The 18,153-nt window shown below is 71.8% G+C and carries 15 protein-coding genes; 9 read left to right on the top strand and 6 right to left on the bottom strand.

The genetic code is table 11. The features are described 5' to 3' along the window. Positions 1-58: 58 nt before the first annotated feature. Positions 59-988: a hypothetical protein gene (locus WMF20_RS25040; RefSeq protein WP_437604479.1), complete on the bottom strand. Its 930-nt coding sequence runs from the start codon at positions 986-988 to the stop codon at positions 59-61. Between the two features lie 30 nt (positions 989-1,018). Further along, on the bottom strand, positions 1,019-4,180 hold the full coding sequence (locus WMF20_RS25035; protein WP_437604478.1) for a TonB-dependent receptor: 3,162 nt from the start codon (positions 4,178-4,180) through the stop codon (positions 1,019-1,021). Positions 4,181-4,422: 242 nt separating this feature from the next. On the opposite strand from WMF20_RS25035, the gene WMF20_RS25030 reads away from it, so the two are divergent. From WMF20_RS25030 to bioB, 8 genes are all read left to right on the top strand, one after another. Continuing rightward, the gene (locus tag WMF20_RS25030; RefSeq protein WP_129576777.1) at positions 4,423-5,205 is read left to right on the top strand and encodes an energy transducer TonB; all 783 of its coding nucleotides are present in this window, start codon (positions 4,423-4,425) and stop codon (positions 5,203-5,205) included. Positions 5,206-5,373: 168 nt separating this feature from the next. Then, positions 5,374-6,090, top strand: a complete 717-nt coding sequence (locus tag WMF20_RS25025; RefSeq protein ID WP_437604477.1) for a MotA/TolQ/ExbB proton channel family protein — start codon at positions 5,374-5,376, stop codon at positions 6,088-6,090. 111 nt (positions 6,091-6,201) lie between these two features. Beyond that, entirely contained in the window at positions 6,202-6,618 is a 417-nt protein-coding gene (locus WMF20_RS25020) for an ExbD/TolR family protein (protein WP_437604476.1), read from the top strand. A 5-nt stretch (positions 6,619-6,623) separates the two neighbouring features. Next, the gene (locus WMF20_RS25015; RefSeq protein ID WP_020737070.1) at positions 6,624-7,082 is read left to right on the top strand and encodes an ExbD/TolR family protein; all 459 of its coding nucleotides are present in this window, start codon (positions 6,624-6,626) and stop codon (positions 7,080-7,082) included. Between the two features lie 114 nt (positions 7,083-7,196). After that, positions 7,197-8,591 carry a phosphomethylpyrimidine synthase ThiC gene (thiC, locus tag WMF20_RS25010; protein WP_437617164.1) on the top strand — a complete coding sequence of 465 codons (1,395 nt, stop codon included), beginning with the start codon at positions 7,197-7,199 and terminating at the stop codon, positions 8,589-8,591. A gap of 103 nt (positions 8,592-8,694) precedes the next feature. Beyond that, complete coding sequence (locus WMF20_RS25005; RefSeq protein WP_437604475.1) at positions 8,695-9,345, top strand: thiamine biosynthesis protein; 651 nt, start codon at positions 8,695-8,697, stop codon at positions 9,343-9,345. A gap of 179 nt (positions 9,346-9,524) precedes the next feature. Continuing rightward, on the top strand, positions 9,525-10,577 hold the full coding sequence (locus WMF20_RS25000) for a type IV pilus twitching motility protein PilT (protein ID WP_437604474.1): 1,053 nt from the start codon (positions 9,525-9,527) through the stop codon (positions 10,575-10,577). A 981-nt stretch (positions 10,578-11,558) separates the two neighbouring features. Continuing rightward, on the top strand, positions 11,559-12,608 hold the full coding sequence (bioB, locus tag WMF20_RS24995; RefSeq protein WP_129576771.1) for a biotin synthase BioB: 1,050 nt from the start codon (positions 11,559-11,561) through the stop codon (positions 12,606-12,608). On the opposite strand, the gene WMF20_RS24990 is transcribed toward bioB, so the two are convergent. From WMF20_RS24990 to WMF20_RS24975, 4 genes are all read right to left on the bottom strand, one after another. After that, positions 12,550-14,310 (bottom strand): mechanosensitive ion channel family protein, encoded by a 1,761-nt coding sequence (locus WMF20_RS24990; protein WP_437604473.1) that lies wholly within the window; start codon positions 14,308-14,310, stop codon positions 12,550-12,552. The genes bioB and WMF20_RS24990 overlap by 59 nt on opposite strands. A gap of 104 nt (positions 14,311-14,414) precedes the next feature. Beyond that, complete coding sequence (locus WMF20_RS24985) at positions 14,415-15,620, bottom strand: HRDC domain-containing protein (RefSeq protein ID WP_129581594.1); 1,206 nt, start codon at positions 15,618-15,620, stop codon at positions 14,415-14,417. After that, positions 15,617-16,576, bottom strand: a complete 960-nt coding sequence (locus WMF20_RS24980) for a matrixin family metalloprotease (RefSeq protein ID WP_437604472.1) — start codon at positions 16,574-16,576, stop codon at positions 15,617-15,619. Before WMF20_RS24980 ends, WMF20_RS24985 begins: the two co-directional genes overlap by 4 nt. Next, positions 16,563-17,138 (bottom strand): hypothetical protein, encoded by a 576-nt coding sequence (locus WMF20_RS24975; RefSeq protein ID WP_437604471.1) that lies wholly within the window; start codon positions 17,136-17,138, stop codon positions 16,563-16,565. The genes WMF20_RS24980 and WMF20_RS24975 overlap by 14 nt, the downstream gene beginning before the upstream one ends. Positions 17,139-17,352: 214 nt before the next feature. Here WMF20_RS24975 and WMF20_RS24970 point away from each other — a divergent pair, with 214 nt between their 5' ends. Beyond that, positions 17,353-18,135 carry a thiazole synthase gene (locus WMF20_RS24970; protein WP_129576767.1) on the top strand — a complete coding sequence of 261 codons (783 nt, stop codon included), beginning with the start codon at positions 17,353-17,355 and terminating at the stop codon, positions 18,133-18,135. The last annotated feature ends 18 nt before the right edge of the window (positions 18,136-18,153 follow it).

Genomic DNA, 18,153 nt, shown 5'->3' with positions numbered 1-18,153 from the left:
CGGGGGGAGCCGGAGGAGAGCGCGGGCGCGACGATGGGCGTCGCGCCCGCGGGGATACCTACTTCTTGAAGGCGGGGATCGACTCCGCGTCGAGCACGCACACGAAGGCGACGGGGTCGCACTTCACCTTGAGGTCCGGGGAGATGCCAGAGAGCGGATCCTGGCAGATGGATTCATCCCCCTTGCCCGTGGGGAGCGGCTCGCCTTCGGGATCGGGGTTCTCGCCGTAGACCTGGCAGTCGACGATCGGCCACACCCCGACGACCTTGTACCTCGCCGAGCAGCTCTCTTCCGAGTACGTGACTTCAGCCTCGAACTGATTCCCGAGGTTGGCAGCCGTCACGTACAGGCGCACGTTGCTCCACTCGAGCTTGCGCGGCCCCGGCTCGAGCGTCGGCTCGCCGCCGCCGCCAGCGCCGCCGTCACCAGCGCCGCCCTCGCCGCCAGCGCCGCCGTCACCAGCGCCGCCAGCGCCGCCGTCACCAGCGCCGCCAGCGCCGCCCTCGCCGCCGGCGCCGCCGTCGCCAGCGCCGCCCTCGCCGCCCTCGCCAGAGGGCAGCACCACCACCTCGGCAGGAGCGAGCGACGACACCGTACAGATCTCGTTGTCATCCGGCTCGATCGACGTGAAGAACCCGACCGCGAACGGGTTCAGGTCCGGGTTCGGGTCGACCGTGGCGCCGCCGCGGGCCCAGCCGCCAAACTCCTCGGTCTGGATCGCGACGAGCTTCCTGTCGCTGTCGGGGATCTGGTCACCGTTCTCGTCGGGGTTGTACGCCTGCATCCCGACGCGCTCGACCGTTCCAGCCTTCCGGCCGCAGGGGCTCTCCTCATCCCCCTCGATCAGCGTGAACTTCGCCGCGAACGGGGATACGAGCGCGGTGCCGACCGTGCATTCGGGCTTGGGCTGCGAGCAGCCCGGCGACATCGCCGCGAGCGGTGAGAGCGCCGCGAGCCCCGCCATCCAAACAAGCCTTCGCCTCTTCATCGCTTGCTTCCTTTCACGCGCGCGCCGCGCCTAGAACGTGACCCGCGCGCCGAACCGGAACTGCCGGGGCGTCTGGTACTGCGTCGGCTTGCCGAAGTTCGGGTTCTTGGCCGATTCCTTGAGCGGCTGGCCGTCCGTGGTGGTGACGCACGTCGGGGTCGCCTCGAGCTGCTCGAGCGTTCCATTGACGCAGGGGTTCACGTCGGCCGTGGTGTAGCGCTGGTCCACCGCGACGACCTCCTGGAAGTTGAAGATGTTGAAGACATCCATGCTGACGGTGAGCTCGCTGTCCTTCGCGAGCTTGACCGAATAGCCGAGGTGGCCGTCGATGTTGTGCTGCCAGGGCAGCCGGCCGCCGGCGCCGCGGGGCAGGATGAACGTCTCGTCGTAGCTGTACAGGTAGTGCGAGCCCCAGTAGTCCTTCGGGGCGCCGGAGCGCGACCGGTAGGTGAGGCCGAGATCGATGAGCATGTTGTTCGGGAGCACGAACGTCTTCGCGCCGTAGATCTTGATCTCGTGCGCGTTGTCGCCGGGCAGGGCCCCGTCGCGGTTGACGAGGAGCGAGGCCAGATCGAACTCGGTGTTGATGTTCGGATCGAGCTGATCGGTCTCGGGCCTGAAGAGGCCCGGGTAGTTGCCGCGCAGGTAGGACAGCGTGTAGCTCGCCTGGGCGAGCCACAGGTCGGCGAAGGCCTTCTGGAAATAGAGGGTCAGCGCGTCGTAGTCGCGCGTCGCCTCGGGGAAGTCCTTCGCGATCCCCTTGCCGGGGTTGCCGATGAAGTAGGTGTTCGCCTCATCGCGGCTCATGTCCTCGATGACGTTGTTCATCCAGCGCTTCGTGTAGGTCACGCCGAGGCGCGCGTTCTCGATGATCTCGTACTCGCCGCCGATCACGAGCTCGTCGGACGACTGCGGCGACAGGTCGGGATCCACCGGGGACTTGCCGCCGCCGAGCGTGAACCACTCGCGGTTCGGGTCGTAGTTCCCGAGGATCGTGGGCCGGTTCGCGTCGTTCCGGCACTGCCCTTCGCCGTAGCCCTTCGCGTCCACGGGATCGGCAGGGTTGCAGCCCCCCGGGCCGGCGACGTGATAGGAGCGGATGTTCCGCTCGTCGCCGAAGGCGCGATCCATCATGTCGAGGGGGACGCTCTCGTAATATCGCGCGAAGTTCGCGAACACCTTCGAGCGGCCCTGCTGCGTGATGTCGTAGACGACGCCCACGCGCGGCGACCACTGGTTCGCGAGCGCCAGCCCGAGCTTGCCGTCGCCGGCGAACAGGTACTGCGCGTCGTAGCGCAGCCCGATGTTCAGCGTCACCTGGTCGAGGATGCTCCAGCTGTCCTGCACGAACGCGCCGATCGTCGCCCCGAGCGTGTTCACCGTGACCTTGTCCTGGATCACGTACCCCTCGGGACCGGTCAGGAAGCCGAGCTGTCGCTCGTCGTGGAAGGCGGTCCCGTCTCCCTCTTCCTGGTAGCTGGTGCCGCCCGCGTAGGCCTTGATGTGCTCGTACGTCGTGATCTCGCCGTCGATGCCGGCCTTGACCACGTGGTGACCGAGCCCCTCGAAGATGCTCGTCACCATCGCCTTGAGCTGGAAGCGGTTGAGCGACGCGTCGTCGAGGAAGTCGGGGCCGCCGTCCCAGTACGTGCGCACCGCGCACGGCACCGCGACGACCTCGCCGTCCGCGTTGCGCAGCGGCTCGCACATCGCCCGGGCCTCGGGCGAGAGCTTCTCGAACTCGTAAATCGAGCGCCGGTGGGGGTCGTACCTCGCCCAGAGCACGAAGGGCCTGCCCGACAGGCCTTCGTCCGTCCCGATCTCCGAGCCGTCCGGGGCCAGCCGCGCGCTGCGCTGGTTGTGCCAGCCGAGCGTCGCGTCGAACAGCAGGGTCTTGTTGTTGAACGCCGACGCCCACTTCAGCGCGACGTCGGTGGACGACGCCACGTACTCGTGCGCGATCGCGCTGTACCGGCCGGTGATGTTGGCCGCCTCGACGACGCCCCGCGCCGGGTCGAACCCGAAGTTGCCGTCGCCGCCGGACGTCGACGGCGACCCGTAGACCGAGAGCGCGATGCTGTGATCCGGGCTGATCTGGTAGGTCAGCTTGCCGAGGTACTGCAGCGTCTGCTCCTCGGCGCGGTAGAACCGCTGCGTGCCCGGCAGCCGGTCGACGATGTTGAACTGCGTGTCGGGATCCTTCACCGGCTCGAAGGTGTTCGGGTCGTAGCGCGTGGCGAACAGGTTGCGCTCCATCTCGTAGCTCTTGAACGCGATCGCGGCGCCCGCGAAGAACCAGAGCTTGTCCTTCTGGATGGGGCCGCCGACCTCGAAGCCGTAGTCGCGGATGGACGACAGGCGCGTGTCCGTCTGGATGGTGTCGCCCTGGCGGCGGACCTCCTTGCTCTTCCCCTCGAACGCGCCGGGCGTGAGGTTGAAGAAGACCGAGCCCTGGAACGCGTTGCCTCCGCTCTTCGTCACGACGTCGAGGACGCCGCCGGTCGCGCGGCCGAACTCGGGCATGTACCCGCCGGCCACCACGTTCACCTCCTTGATGAACTCCATGGTGAGCGGCGTGCCGATGATCCCGTACGCGGGGTCGTTCACCGAGAGGCCGTCGATCACGTACTGGTTCTCGGGCGACGACGTGCCGGCGATCGACGTGCCGTACTCGTCCGCCTGCGCGCCGGGCGTGATCGCCGCGACCGACTCGAACGAGCGCGACGCCGCGCCCTTGCCCGTCGGGGGCGCCACGGCGATGCGCCGCGTGAAGTCCCCCGTGATGCTCTGGCCCACCGTGCTCGAGCCGACGTCGACCGTCGGCGCGCGGCCGACCACGACGATCTCCTCCGCCTTCAGCGCCTCCGGGAGCAGCTCCACGTTGACGCGGATCGTCGTCCCGGTGCGGACCACGATTCCGCTGCGCACGTACGGCTTGAACGATTCCTTCTCCAGGCGGAGTGTGTAGTCGCCCGGCGGCAGGTTCGGGATACGGTACTGGCCGGTGCCGTCCGTGACCACGAGCTGCTCCCCTTGCAGCTCGGGCGACGTCGCCGTCACGACCACATCGGCGGCGGGCGCTTTGCTCGAGGCGTCAATTACCCGTCCGATCAGAACGCTGTTGCCCGTCTGCGCGAGCGCCGGGGCCGCGGTCAACAAAGTCATGGCGAGCAGCAACAGCGCCGCCCACATCCCCCACGGCGCACGTGGTGAGCGCGCTCCGTGTTTCAGCCTCTTTTCGAGAAACTTCACGGAATTCCCTCCAGAAGTGTAGGCCCCTCGAGTCCCTCCTTACCCTAGACAGGAATCGCGCGAGACAATAGACTTTTTTGTAGGACTTGCTCGCTTGTGCACTCCGGGTAGGCGCCGCACGCCGCCACACGTCGCGGCCCGTTCACGCAGATCAGCTCGAGTTCTAGGAGTTACGACCCCCCATGTTCGACTCGGTACTCGGTCGCACCACCGCCACACAGGGGCGTCTCGGGACGGGCGCAATGCTCTCGATCGTCGCCCATGCGGCGATCGCGGGGGCCCTCCTCTGGCAGGCCACGCGCCCTCGGGTCGAGAAGCAGAAGGACGTCGAGGTCACGTTCTTCGCCCCGGCGCCGCCGCCCCCGCCGCCTCCTCCTCCCCCGCCGCCGCCGGGCGGCGGCGCGAAGCGCCCGCCGAAGGTAGAGCAGCGCATCGAGCAGCCGAAGCCTGTCAAGACGCCTGACACCATCTACGACATGCCGCAGAAGCCCAAGGCCAAGGCGCCTGAGCCGGAGCCGCCCAAGCCAGAGGCCCCGGAGCAGCCGGGCGGCGTCGAGGGCGGCGTCGAGGGCGGCGTCCAAGGGGGGACCGTCGGCGGCCAGGTCGGCGGGCAGATCGGCGGTCAGCTGGGCGGCCAGCTCGGCGGCCAGCTCGGCAGCACGGCGCCGCCGCAAAACGTGGTCCTGCCGTTCGGCGCGGGGATGAACCGGCCGACGATGATCTCGGGGCGAGATCCGCAGTACACGCGCGAGGCGCTCGCCGCGCGGGTGGAGGGGCTCGCGATTGTCAAGTGCGTCATCAAGACCGACGGCACGCTGACCAATTGCCGGATGGTCAAATCACTCCCCCACATGGATCGGGCGATCCTCGATGCGCTCTCGGGCCGTCGCTACACCCCCGTGATGTACCAGGGGCGCCCGGTCTCGGTCGACTACGTGTTCAACGTCCGGCTCAAGCTCCCTTGACCGCCGGCGGCCGGGTGTTGTTGAACGGACGGGGCACGTAGTAGAGAAGGTCACGGGGTAGGCACGCTCTGCGGTACTGTCGAGTTCGCTGCGGCGTCCAGAGGCGCTGATCCAGCATAGCTGAAACCATCACGACACCAGGGAGCGCCAGGAGGCGCGAGCGAGACGATGCAATTCACGTTGATTGAGCTGTGGGGCCACATGGGGCTCTTCGCGAAGCTGATCGTCTTCGCGCTGGCCCTCATGTCCGTGTCGTCCCTGATCGTCTTCGGCGAGCGCCTCGTCGTGTCGTTCAAGTCGCGCGCCGCCTCGCGCGCGTTCGCCGAGCGCGTGGGGCCGATGCTCGCCCGGGGCGAGCTCGAGGGCGCCCGGACCGCCGCCAAGCCCGCGGGCGAGATCGGCTACCTCGGCCGCGTCATCGGCGCCGGGCTCGCCGCCTACGCGTCGAGCGCGCCCTCGCGGCTGCCGGCGCAGGGGCACGAGCGCGACGGCGTGTTCGAGTCGGTGTCGCGGGCGCTCGAGCGGCAGGCGCAGCGGGAGGTGCTCAGCCTGAAGCGCGGCTACGGCCTGCTCGCCACGGTCGGCTCCACGGCGCCGTTCGTCGGCCTGCTCGGGACGGTCATGGGCATCGTGACCGCGTTCCAACAGATGGCGGCCTCCGGCTCCGGCGGCCTCGGCACCGTCTCGGCGGGCATCGCGGAGGCGCTCGTCACGACCGCCTTCGGCCTGCTCGTCGCGATCCCGGCCGTCATGGGGTACAACTACCTCCAGGGCTGGGTCGACGCCCGGGCGATCGACATCTCGGAGTCGTCGAACGAGTTCCTCGACATCGTGGCGAAGCGGCTCGACGGCCGCATCGCGCCGGCCGCCGACGAGGCCGCTTGACACAGAGCCCGCGCGATACGGCGCCTGCCTGGTCGCGGGGTGCGGCGCGCGGCGCCGCGCGCCCGCGGCGAGGCGCGCGCTGACGCGCCCAGCCGGGAAGCGAGCGTTCCAATGGGGATGGCTGTCGGCCCGCAGAAGGGCCCCAAGAGCGAGATCAACGTCACGCCGCTCGTCGACGTCGTCCTCGTCCTGCTCATCATCTTCATGGTCGTCACGCCGATGCTCCAGCGCGGCAAGGACGTGAAGCTGCCGCAGGCCGCGAAGGTGGACGAGGAGAAGAAGGAGGTAGACCCGCTGATCCTCTCCGTGACGCTGGAGAAGACGGTGTGGGTCGAGAACGACCAGTTCGACGAGGCCGGGCTCGCCGAGCGGCTCGCGCGCGAGTTCGCCGCGCAGCCGGGGCGCAAGGTGCTCGTCAAGGGGGACCAGCGCCTCTCGTTCGGCGACGTCCGCCGGGTGATGGAGACGGCGCGCAAGTCGGGCGCGAAGAGCGTGTCGCTGGCGGTCGAGGAGCTGAAGGGGAGGTAGCGGCGATGAGCGCGCGCGCGAAGAGGAAGTTCGTCGTGAAGCCGGCGGTGCCGCTGAACTCCGACATCAACGTGACGCCGCTCGTCGACGTCGTGCTGGTGCTGCTGATCATTTTCATGGTCGTGACGCCGCTGCTCGAGAAGGACATCGGCGTGCGGGTGCCGGACACCGAGCAGGTCAAGGAGGACACCCCCCCGCCGCCCGACCAGCTGGTCGTCCGGGTGAACGCGCAGGGCGAGCTGATGGTGAACGACGAGCGGGTCGAGCGCGCCGATCTCGTCGGCAAGCTCAGGCCGCTCCTCGAGCGCCAGAGCAGGCCGCAGGACCGGATCGTCTTCGTGGTCGCGGACGACGCCGCCGTCTACGGCACCGTCGTCGAGGTGCTCGACGGCGCGAAGGCGGCGGGCGCGCAGACGCTCGGCATGATGACCGAGCTCCCCGAGCCGCCGCCGCCGTCGCCCTGAGCGCGCCGCAGGCCCGCGTCTGCTGCTCGGGGCGGGCGGCCCGGCGCGACGCGAGGCTTGCGTCGCGCGCGGTCGCGACCTACACCGCCCCCCTCGAAAGCGAGGTCGTCGATGTTGCGGACCGAATGGGTGAGCAAGCGCGCCGGGAGCCCCAACCAGAGCCAGATGCACTTCGCGCGGAAGGGCATCGTCACGGAGGAGATGGAGTACGTCGCCCGCCGTGAGAGCCTCGCGCCCGAGCTCATCCGCAGCGAGGTCGCGCGCGGCCGGATGATCATCCCCGCCAACAAGAACCACCTGAACCTCGAGCCGATGTGCATCGGCATCGCGTCGCTCTGCAAGGTGAACGCGAACATCGGGAACAGCCAGACGACGAGCGACGTGAACGGCGAGCTCGAGAAGCTGCGCTACGCCGTCAAGTACGGCGCCGACACCGTGATGGACCTGTCGACCGGCGGCGACATCGACGGCATCCGCCGGGCGATCATCGCCGACTCCCCGGTGCCGATCGGCACGGTGCCGATCTACCAGGCGCTCGAGGTTTGCAAGGGCACGGCCAAGATGACGGCCGACGACCTCATCGACATGCTCGAGCACCAGGCGAAGCAGGGGGTCGACTACTTCACGATCCACGCGGGCGTGCTGCTCGAGCACCTGCCGCTCGTGAAGGGCCGCATCACCGGCATCGTCTCGCGCGGCGGCTCGATCATGGCGCAGTGGATGATCGAGCACCACAAGCAGAACCCGTTCTACACGCACTGGGACAAGGTGCTCGAGGTCTGCGCCAAGTACGACGTCACGATCTCGGCCGGCGACGGCCTCCGCCCCGGCTGCCTCCACGACGCGAGCGACGCGGCGCAGTTCGCCGAGCTGAAGACGCTCGGCGAGCTCACGAAGCGCGCCTGGGAGAAGGACGTGCAGGTCATGATCGAGGGCCCCGGGCACGTGCCGTTCGATCAGATCGCGATGAACGTGCAGAAGGAGATGGAGCTCTGCCACGAGGCGCCGTTCTACGTGCTCGGCCCGCTCGTCACCGATTTCGCGCCCGGCTACGACCACATCACGAGCTGCATCGGCGCCACGATGGCCGGCTTCGCGGGCGCCGCGATGCTCTGCTACGTGACGCCGAAGGAGCACCTCGGCCTGCCGAACCCGGAGGACGTGAAGCAGGGCCTCATCGCCTACAAGATCGCCGCGCACGCCGCGGACGTGGCGCGCAAGCGCCCCGGCGCGCGGGATCGCGACGACGCGCTGAGCCGCGCCCGCTACGCCTTCGACTGGAAGCAGCAGTTCGCGCTCTCGCTCGATCCGGAGACGGCGCAGGCGATGCACGACGAGACGCTCCCGCAGGAGTACTTCAAGACCTCGGAGTTCTGCTCGATGTGCGGGCCGAAGTTCTGCTCGATGCACATCAACCGCGTGGTCGACGAGTACAACGCGCGGCAGGATCGGCAGGAGACCGAGAACGCGCCCACGAAGCGGTCGCTCTCGCTCATCGATCAGCCGTGACGCGGGGGCGGCGGTGAGGCGGGGGAGGGGACGCGAAGGCCTCCCCCGCGCGGGGGTATGCGCGCGCGCGTCTGCCTGCCCGCGCGCGGTCCTCGTCGCATCCGTGTCGCGTCGCCTCGCGCGCGCGGTCCTCATCGCCTCGATCGCCCTCGTCGTCCTCGCCCCCCTCGCGTGCCGCCGCGAGAGCGCGACCTCCACGAGCGCCCCCTCGTCGCCCTCCTCGCCCACCGCCTCGCTGTCGGCGGCGCCGCGCCCGCCGAGCCCTCGTCTCACGGATCCGCGCTGGCGCCTCGCCGCCGGGGACGACCCGCTCGAGCGCGCCCGGCTCGCCGAGGCCGAGGGCGCGACGGGGCTCCTCGCCGCGCTGGAGGACGGCGGCGACATCGCGCTCACGGCCCTGGGCGCGCTCCCGTACGCCGACGACGCCGATCTCGCGCTCGCGCCGCTCGCCGAGCGTGCCCGCGCGGCGTCCGGGCCGTCGCTGACGCCCCTGCTCGAGGCGCTGCTCGGGATCGCCGGTCGCCCGCCGCGCCCGCGCGAGCCGCTCGACCTGGACGGGGCGCGCGCCGCGGCCGCGGCGCTGGTCGAGCTGTCGGGCAGGCGCGACCTCCCCGCGGAGCAGCGCGCGCTCGCGATCTCGGCGGCGCGCGCCCTCGCCGAGAAGGGGCTCGTCGATCCTCGCGATATTCCCGCGGATCTGGATCCGGAGGGGCCCGACGCGGGCTCCGCGGGAGCCCAGGCGCCGCGGCCCTGACGTCCGGCGCGGCTGCGTGCGCTTGGGGGCCCGCGCGGCCATCGGCGCGGCGCCTGCGCGGCCATCGGCGCGGCGCCCGCGCGGCCGTCCAGCGCGGCCGTCCAGCGCGGCGCCCGCGCCGCCGGATCGTCCCGCCGCCCTTTGGGCCGGTTGGGGTCCCTTTTGGTACCTTCCCCCCCGTGACGACGCCGTACACCTCCGAGGCCTTCCTCCATCAGCTCCTCGGCAAGGCGCTTGCCGCCCACGCCAGCGACATTCACCTGAAGGTCGGTCAGCCGCCGGGCGCGCGGGTGCGCGGCGACATGGTCTACTTCCGGGTCGACCGGATCCGCCCCGAGGACAGCGAGGCCGCGGCGCGGGTGCTGCTCGCGGGCCGGCCTTCGCGCGAGCTGCTCGCCACGCTCCAGGAGCTCGACGCCGCGTACGTCGTCCCGGGGCTCGGCCGGTTCCGGGTCAACATCTACCGCCAGCGCGGCTCGCTCGCGATCGTGCTGCGCAGCATCCCGCTCAAGGTCCCCACGTTCGAGGAGCTGGGCGTGCCCTCGGCCGTGCGGGCGATGGTGGAGCACGACCACGGCCTCATCCTTGTCGCGGGCACGGCGGGCAGCGGCAAGAGCACGACGCTCGCCGCGTTCGTCGGGCAGATCAACGCGACCTTGCCGCGGCACATCGTCACCCTCGAGGATCCCATCGAGCACGTGCACGAGGACAACCGCTCCAGCATCAGCCAGCGCGAGATCGGCGTCGACACGTCGGATTTCCCGACCGGGCTGCGCTCGGCGCTGCGGCAGGACCCGGACGTCGTGATGCTCAGCGCGCTGCGCGACGGCGAAACGCTCGATCTCGCGCTGCACGCCGCCGAGACCGGGCACCTCGTGCTCGCGGCCGTGCACACGCCGGACGTCACGCGCACGCTCGGGCGGCTGGTGGCGCTCGGCAAGAGCCCGAGCGAGGTGCGCGATCGGCTGGCCGACTGCTTCCAGGGCGCGGTCGCGCAGCGCCTCTTGCCCCGCCGCGACGGCGCGGGGGAGGTCCTGGCCTCGGAGGTGCTGGTCGCGACGGCCGCTGTGCGCGAGGCGATCCGCCGCCCGGAGGGGAGCCCGTCGCTGCGCGAGCTGATGGAGAAGGGGGTCACGCCGTACGGGATGCAGACCTTCGAGGCGCACCTGCGTCAGCTCGTCGGCCAGGGGGCGATCGCGAAGGAGACGGCGAAGGCGGTGACGGCGCTGTAGTCGATGCGGGGCGCGGTTCTTCGCCGGCATTCGTCTCCCATCTCCCGTTTCCCGTCATCCGTCTCCCCTCTTTCGTGCGCGTGCGCGTGCGCGTTTCCGTGCTCGCTCGTGCACGGACCGGAGCGAGCACGGGAACGCGTACGCGCACGAAGAGGGAAGAGGGAAGAGGGAACAGGGATGATGACGAATCTATCGGGGTCAGTCTCTCGCCCGTCTTCCAGTTGAACAGATAGCCGTCCCGAACCGTGAGGTTCGGCTCATCAAACTTCGCGCCCTGCTCCAAGATGGGCTCGACCCGGGCCACGTCTCCATCCAGGTCCTTCAGCGCCTTTCGCGCTCGAGAGCTGGTCACGCACCTCCCTGACCTCGACGTCGCACACGGCTGCTTGCCGAAGGCCGCCGCACCCGCGGGCGAGGCGGCCGCGCCCCCGGCGAAGCGCTCCCGCACACGAATCGCGGTACGCAGCGCGCCTCCGAGACCTTCGTGCGCCGGCACGGAGGCTTCCGTCTCGCTCCGGAAGCTTCCGTCGCGCTCCGGAAGCTTCCGTCACGGAAACGAAGCCCTCCGTCGCGCTCCCGAGCACGACATTTCGCGTACTTAGCGGTGCCGGCTCCGCCCTCGACGGCCTCCGTCGCGCGCCGGAGGGTCAGATCCCCGGCAAATCAGGCCTCTCGCTCCACGCCGGAAGCTTCCGGCGCGCGACGGAAGCCTTCGCGCCGGCGCCGGAAGGCTTCGTTGCCGCGCCGGAAGCTTCCGGCCCGCGCCGGAAGCCCTCCTCCGCTCACCAGGAGCCCTCGCAGCCGCGCCGGGGCGCTCCACCCCCACGGCGGCGGCGCCGCCCACCCCCACGGCGGCGGCGCCGCGATCACCGCCGCCACGCCTCCTTTGCGCCTCGCCCCCTCCTTCGCAGCGCAACCCCCCGGCCACTCCTTCGCGCCTCGCTTGCAGCGGCGACCCAAGCCTGGGTATGAGCGGAGCCCATGCTCGACGGGATCGAACGGGAAGCGGCGGAGCACAACGGTGGGCGCAAGGAACCGAACGGGAGCGCCCCGGCGACGGGCGGGGTCCGCCACGACTGGACGGTCGAGCAGGCGGTCGCCCTGCACGATCTCCCGCTCTTCGAGCTGATCGACCGCGCGCGCTCGGTCCACCGCGCGTTCCACGGCGAGCACGAGGTGCAGCTCTGCACCCTGCTCAGCGTCAAGACGGGCGGCTGCCCCGAGGATTGCGCCTACTGCCCGCAATCGAGCCACTACGAGACCGAGGTCGGGCCGGAGCGCATGCTCGACGTCGGCGCCGTCCTCTCGGCCGCCGAGCGCGCCCGCGCCGGCGGCTCGACGAGGTTCTGCATGGGCGCCGCGTGGCGCGAGGTGAAGGACGGCCCCGCCTTCGAGCGCGTCCTCGACATGGTGCGCGGCGTGAAGGCGCTCGGCCTCGAGGCGTGCTGCACCCTCGGCATGCTCACCGACGACCAGGCGCGCCGCCTGAAAGAGGCCGGCCTCGACGCGTACAACCACAACCTCGACACGTCCCGGAAGGCCTACAAATCGATCATCTCGACGCGCACGTACGACGAGCGGCTCGTCACCCTGCGCAACGTCCGGCGCGCGGGCATCACCGTCTGCTCGGGCGGCATCATCGGCATGGGCGAGTCGATCGCCGACCGCTGCGAGATGCTCGTCGAGCTCGCGCGCCTCGACCCGCACCCGGAGAGCGTGCCGATCAACGCCCTCGTGCGCTCGCCGGGCACGCCGCTGGAGAGCCTGCCGCCCGTGGACCCGATCGAGTTCGTCCGCATGATCGCCGTCGCGCGGCTCATGATGCCGCGCGCGATGGTGCGCCTGTCCGCCGGCCGGACGGAGCTCTCGCGCGAGGCGCAGCTGCTCTGCATGTACGCGGGGGCGAACTCGATCTTCTACGGAGACAAGCTGCTCACGACCCCGAACCCGGGCCCGGACGAGGACCGCGCGCTCATCGAGAAGGCGGGGCTCCAGCCGATGGCGCCTGCCGCGGCTCCCGCCGCCCGCTAGCCGGGCCGACGCCGTCGCCCGCCTCGGGCCGCGGGCGCTCCCCGCCGCGCGTCGCGACGTGGAGCGTCTGCGTCGGGTGCGCGAGCCGCGATCCGGCCGAGGCGATGAGCTCCAGGAAGGTGATCAGCATCTCCTGACGCATGGTCCGGAACTCGCCGAAGTCCGTCGTCTGGAACCAGGCCATCACCTCGACGTCGAGCGACGAGGGGCCGACGCCGACGAAGCGCACCACGACGTCGTCGGGCCAGATCTTCGGGTGCGCCCGCAGCGCGCGCTCGCACCCCTCGAGGACCGCGCGGAGCTGCTCGGGCGTGGTCTCGTGGACGAGGCCCAGCACGCAGGCGAGGCGCATCCGGTCGCGCGCCGTGTACGACTCGATCTGGAGATCGGCCAGCTTGCCGTTCGGGATCGTGACGATCGTCCGGTCGAGCGTGCGGATCCGGGTCGAGCGGAGGCCGATGGTCTCGACCGTGCCGAGCAGCGCGTCCACCTTCACGAAATCGCCGACCTGGAACGGCCGGTCGATGCCGATCGAGACCGAGCCGAAGAGGTTCTCCACCGTCTTCTGCGCGGCGAGGGCGAGCGCGACGCCGCCGATGCCGAGGCCGGCGAGGAGGCTCGCCACCGGGTAGCCGAGCTCGGACAGCACGGCGATCGCGCCGACGATCACGAGCGAGACCTTCGCGATCCGCCCCATGAGCGGCACGAGCGAGCGCGCCGCGGGGTTGTCGCGCGTCGCGGGGGCGGCGAGCAGGCGGCCGCCGACGGCGTCGATCGCGCGGAGGGCGAACCAGAAGACGGCGACGAAGACGCCGGCGCGCACCACCTTGTCGAGGAACGCCTCGGCCGGCGCGTAGAGCCCGAGCCACGGGAGCGCGATCTCGACGGCGAGCAGCGCCGCCGCGAACGTGAGCGGGCCGCGCGTGCCCTCGAGGAGCGCGTCGTCGAGCGGGGACTCCGTCCGGACGACGAGGCGGCGGAGCAGGGCGCGGAGGAGGAAGCTCAGCACCGCGCCGACGAGCCAGCCGGCGAGCGCGAAGACCGGCAGCGCGAGCCACTGCCACCAGAGCAGCTCGCGCGGCCCCGGGCGCAAGAGCGCCGGCGGCAGGTGGTCGCGCAGCCATCGGTCCTCGAGCCGCGCGTACCAGTCGTCGACGCGCTCCACGGTCGCGCGCGAGAAGATCCAGCGCACGCCGTCGGGGGTCGTGCGCCGCACCAGGCGCACCGGCTGGTACCCGGTCCGCGTCGGGATCTTGGCGATCTGCTCCACGCCGGCCCCGAGGTTGTCCTGCGTCTCCCCCTGCGAATTCGGCGAGATCGTCTCCAGGTCGAGCCAGTCGTGCCGGTCGAGCACCGCCTTGAGCTTCTGCGCGAGCGCCGCGCCGTCCGCCCTCGGCGGCACGTCGAGGTAGCGCGCGGCCTCGGCGTAGTTGCCCTCGCGACAGCGCTCGAGGAAGGCGCGCATCGAGGCCCGCGGCGAGTCGGGGGCGACCGGGAGCACCTCGGGATCGACGCCGGCTTCGGCGTTCGCCGCCGCCGGCGGCGCCGAGGGGGGAGGCGGCGGGGACAGCTCCCCGGCGCTCGCGCCCAGGAGGACGCACCCGAAGACGAACGCGAAGGCGAGCGCGGCGCGGATCCACCACCTCGCCGCCGGCAAGATGCGGAGCCGCTTCGAACCCTTGGGATGATCGTTCCAGGGCATGGGCCCCTGCTATTCCATCGCGCGGCGCGTCTGTCGACCGGACGGCGCGCGCGCGGATCGCGCGGCGCGCCGGCTTACGCGGCGGCGCGTACGCGCCCTCGCAGCTACACCGCCGCGGCGGGCGGCTCGCTCGCCAGCGCCGCGGTCACCAGCGCCGCGAGCGCGGCGCCGTAGCGCGCGAGCCGGCGCGCGCCGAGCCCCGGGACGCGCGCGATCGCGTCGGCGACCGCGCCGCCGTGGCCCCCTGCGAGCGCGATCTCCACGAGATCCTGCGCGCAGTGCCCTGGCAGCACGACCTGCTCGTCGACCTGCCGCGCCTTCGCCTCGGCCCTGCGCCACGCCGCGATCCGGGTCTCCATCGCGCGCCGGACGGAGAGCTCCCTCCGGGACGGGCGGGTCTGCGCGAAGAGGGCGCGCTCGTCCTCCGGCACGTCGCCGTCGCTGCGCCCCTGCTCGATGGCGCGGAGCCACGCGGCGACGAGGCCGGCCGCGCGGCCCGCCGCGGCCCCGCGGACGGCGCGCACGTCGTCGGCCCGGGTCGGCCTCCGCTGCGCGAGCTCGAGGAGCGCCTCGCCGGCGACGATCTTGAAGGCGGGCAGGTCGGCCTCCTCGGCGGCGGCGTCGCGCGCCAGGACGAGCCGCCGGAGGATCGCGCGGCCCTCCGGGTCGAGCGCCTGGGCCCCCTTGATGCGCGCGTACGCCGGCCGCGGATCGCGCGGCGGGCCGAGGGCGGCCGCCAGCTTGTAGGCGCACTCCTCCGCGATCTCGTCCTCGATCCCGAGCGCGCGGACGTGCTCCGCGAGCCGCGCGTCGAGCGGGAGCAGGTGGAGCACGTCGTCGGCCAGGTAGCGCAGCTCGGCGTCCGCGAGCGGCCTGCGCCCCCAGTCGTGCTGCTGGAGCTGCTTGTCGATCTTCACGCCGAGCTCCGTCGAGGCGAGCGCCGCGAGCCCCGTCGCCGCGCGCCCCAGCATGCGCGCGGCGACCGAGGTGTCGCGCACGCCGGCGAGCGGCGCGCCCGCCTCGGCGAGCATGCGCGCGTCGAAGGTGAGGTCGTGCAGCACCTTGGGCGGCCCCGCGGCCCCGAGGAGCGGCGCGAGCGGCGCGACCGGCGCGCGGAGCGCGTCGACGACCGCGACCGCGAAGCCGTCGCCCTCGCGGAAGGCGAGCTGGACCGTGCAGAGCCGCGGGCGGTACGCGAACAGCCCGTTGGCCTCCACGTCGACCGCGAGCGCGTCGGCGCGCGCCGCGCGCTCGACGAGCCGGGCGAGATCGCCTTCGCGCTCGACGAGGACGGGGGGATCCTGGCTCAGCGGGCCCTCTCCCGGCCCGGGCGCGCCGCCCTGCCGCGCCGCGCCCGCGCGAGCGCGCCGAGCGACGCCGCCGCCGCGGCGAGGAGCCCGCCGCCGCCGCCCGGCGACGGGGCCGCGGCGCAGCCGCCGCCCGCCTTCGGGGCGGGCTGATCTTCGGCGCACAGGTCGGAGAAGCCGTGGCGCGGCGTGGGGTCGCACGCCTCGACCGGCTCCCCGGGCGGGTACACCGAGCAGATCCCCACGCGGTCGTCGTCGTCGAGGTCGCGGAGCATCGTGCTCTCCGGCCGGTAGTCGGCGTACATGGTCGCGCCGACCTCGGCCGAGTGCGAGAGCCCGAGGAAGTGGCCGGCCTCGTGCGTGGCGATGCTCAGGAGGTCGAACGTGACGTCGTCGTCGCCCATCGAGAGCGTCACGTCGAACGAGTTGATCTCCATGTCGGCGTCGTAGATCTCGCCGTTCTTGAGGTTGTAGGTGACGGTCGTGAGCGCGAGGGTGCTCCCGCCGCTCCCGTACGGCCAGCCGTCGTCCCGGAACGTGATGATGTTCGCGTTCCCCTTGCGCTGGTTGTACTCGTGCGCGTCGCACGAGATCGGGCCGAGGTAGGTGACCTCCATGCGGGGGTTCGTCCCGCCGCCGCAGTCGGCCGCGGTCCACGTGGCGAACGCCTGCTCGAAGATCGCCTCGGCCTCCGCGAGCGTGACCTGGTGCGAGGCGTCTTCCTGGAGCGAGTAGCTGACGCACGGCGACGGCCAGGCGAGGGGGATGCCGCAGTCGGTCGCCTGCTGCGGGTTGCAGACGGCCGCGGTCGACTGGGTCTCGGGACAGACGCTGGTGCGGCAGTACGCCAGGGCGGCCCGGGGAAGGGCGAGCGCCGCGGCGACGAGCGTGAACGAGGCGACGGCGCGGGCGCGGGCGCGCTCTCTCCGTGTTGCGGGCGCGAGGTCACTGCTGCGCATGCTTCGCCTTCCAGGCGCGGCTCACCGCGTCGATCGCCGCGTCGACCGTCGCGCCGACGAGCTGCTCGCGCGCCGAGATCGCGGGGCCGGGCCGGGCCAGGACGGTCCCGCTGGACGGGCTCGCGGCCAGCCGCCGCACGGCGATGCGCGGCGCGCCGGCGATCCGCTGCGTCTCCTCGGCGTCGACGATGGGGTAGTGGCCCTGGGCCATCCCGGACACGACGAGCGCGGAGCTCGCCCGGGACACGAAGACCATCGCCTGCGCGCCGACCCTGAGCTGCGCGTCGCCGGCCACGTGCTGTCCGATGTCCCCGACGATGCCCCCGAGCGTCCTCACCCACACGTCGGCGTCGGGCTGTCCGGCCACCGTCCGGTCGATCGACAGGCGGGTATACGTCACGATCCTCTTGGCCCCGCCGAGCTCCTCCCACCGGCTGTACTGCTCGGTCGCGGTCGCGACCACGACGTACGAGGCGGCGGCGACGAGCTGGTCCAGCGAGAGCTGGATGGCGACGGCCGCCTGCGCGGCGCGCGGGCCGGACAGGAGCGCGCCGGGGCTCACCCCGGCTGCTGGGGCGGCGTCGCCCCCCGGCGCGAGGGTGACCGCGGGTGGCAACGCGAAGAGGAGGGCTATGAGCGAGGCTCTGGGAGACATAGGGGCAACGATACCATGCTGGCGAGCGGGGCACGCCGGAAGCCCGCGGCGCGGTCGTGCTGGACCCTGTGTCCCGGTCCGACTAGCTAGATCGTCTGGGTCGAGACCCGAGGAGCCTGCGATGACGAGCGACGCGTTCACGATCGGCAGACACACGTTCACTTCCCGCCTCTTCGTGGGGACGGGCAAGTACAAGGACCTGGAGGAGACCCGTCGCGCGCTCGAGGCGTCCGGCGCGGAGGTGGTCACGGTGGCCCTCCGCCGCGTGAACCTGAAGGACCGGGGCGAGGGGTCGATGATGTCGCTGCTCCAGCAGCGGCGCGTCACGATCCTGCCGAACACGGCGGGCTGCTACACCGTCGAGGACGCGGTCCGCACCTGCCGGCTCGCGCGCGAGCTCGGGCTGTCGGACCTCGTGAAGCTCGAGGTCATCGGCGACGAACGGACGCTGTTCCCGGACAACGAGGCGACGCTGGAGGCGGCGAAGATCCTGGTCAAGGAGGGCTTCACGGTGCTGCCTTACTGCATGGATGACCCGATCGTCTGTCGGAAGCTGGAGGACATCGGGTGCGCGGCCGTGATGCCCCTGGCCGCGCCGATCGGGAGCGGGCTCGGCATCCGGAACCCGTACAACCTGATGATCATCCGCGAGACGGCGAAGGTGCCGGTGATCGTGGACGCGGGCGTCGGGACGGCGAGCGACGCCGCGGTGGCGATGGAGCTCGGGTGTGATGGGGTGTTGATGAACACGGCCATCGCGGGCGCGCGGGACCCGATCCTGATGGCGCAGGCGATGCGGGACGCGGTGAGGGCCGGGCGGATGGCCTACCTCGCGGGACGGATGCCGAAGAAGCTCTACGCGACGGCGTCCTCGCCGGAGCAGGGCAAGATCGCCGGGCTGTAGAGCGCGGCGGGGGCGCCC

The sequence above is a fragment of the Sorangium sp. So ce834 genome, from assembly GCF_051521425.1.
GTDB classification, from domain to species: domain Bacteria; phylum Myxococcota_A; class Polyangia; order Polyangiales; family Polyangiaceae; genus Sorangium; species Sorangium cellulosum_D.
The sequence above is the reverse complement of the archived record's forward strand: the minus strand, read 5'-3'. Positions and strand labels throughout refer to the sequence as shown.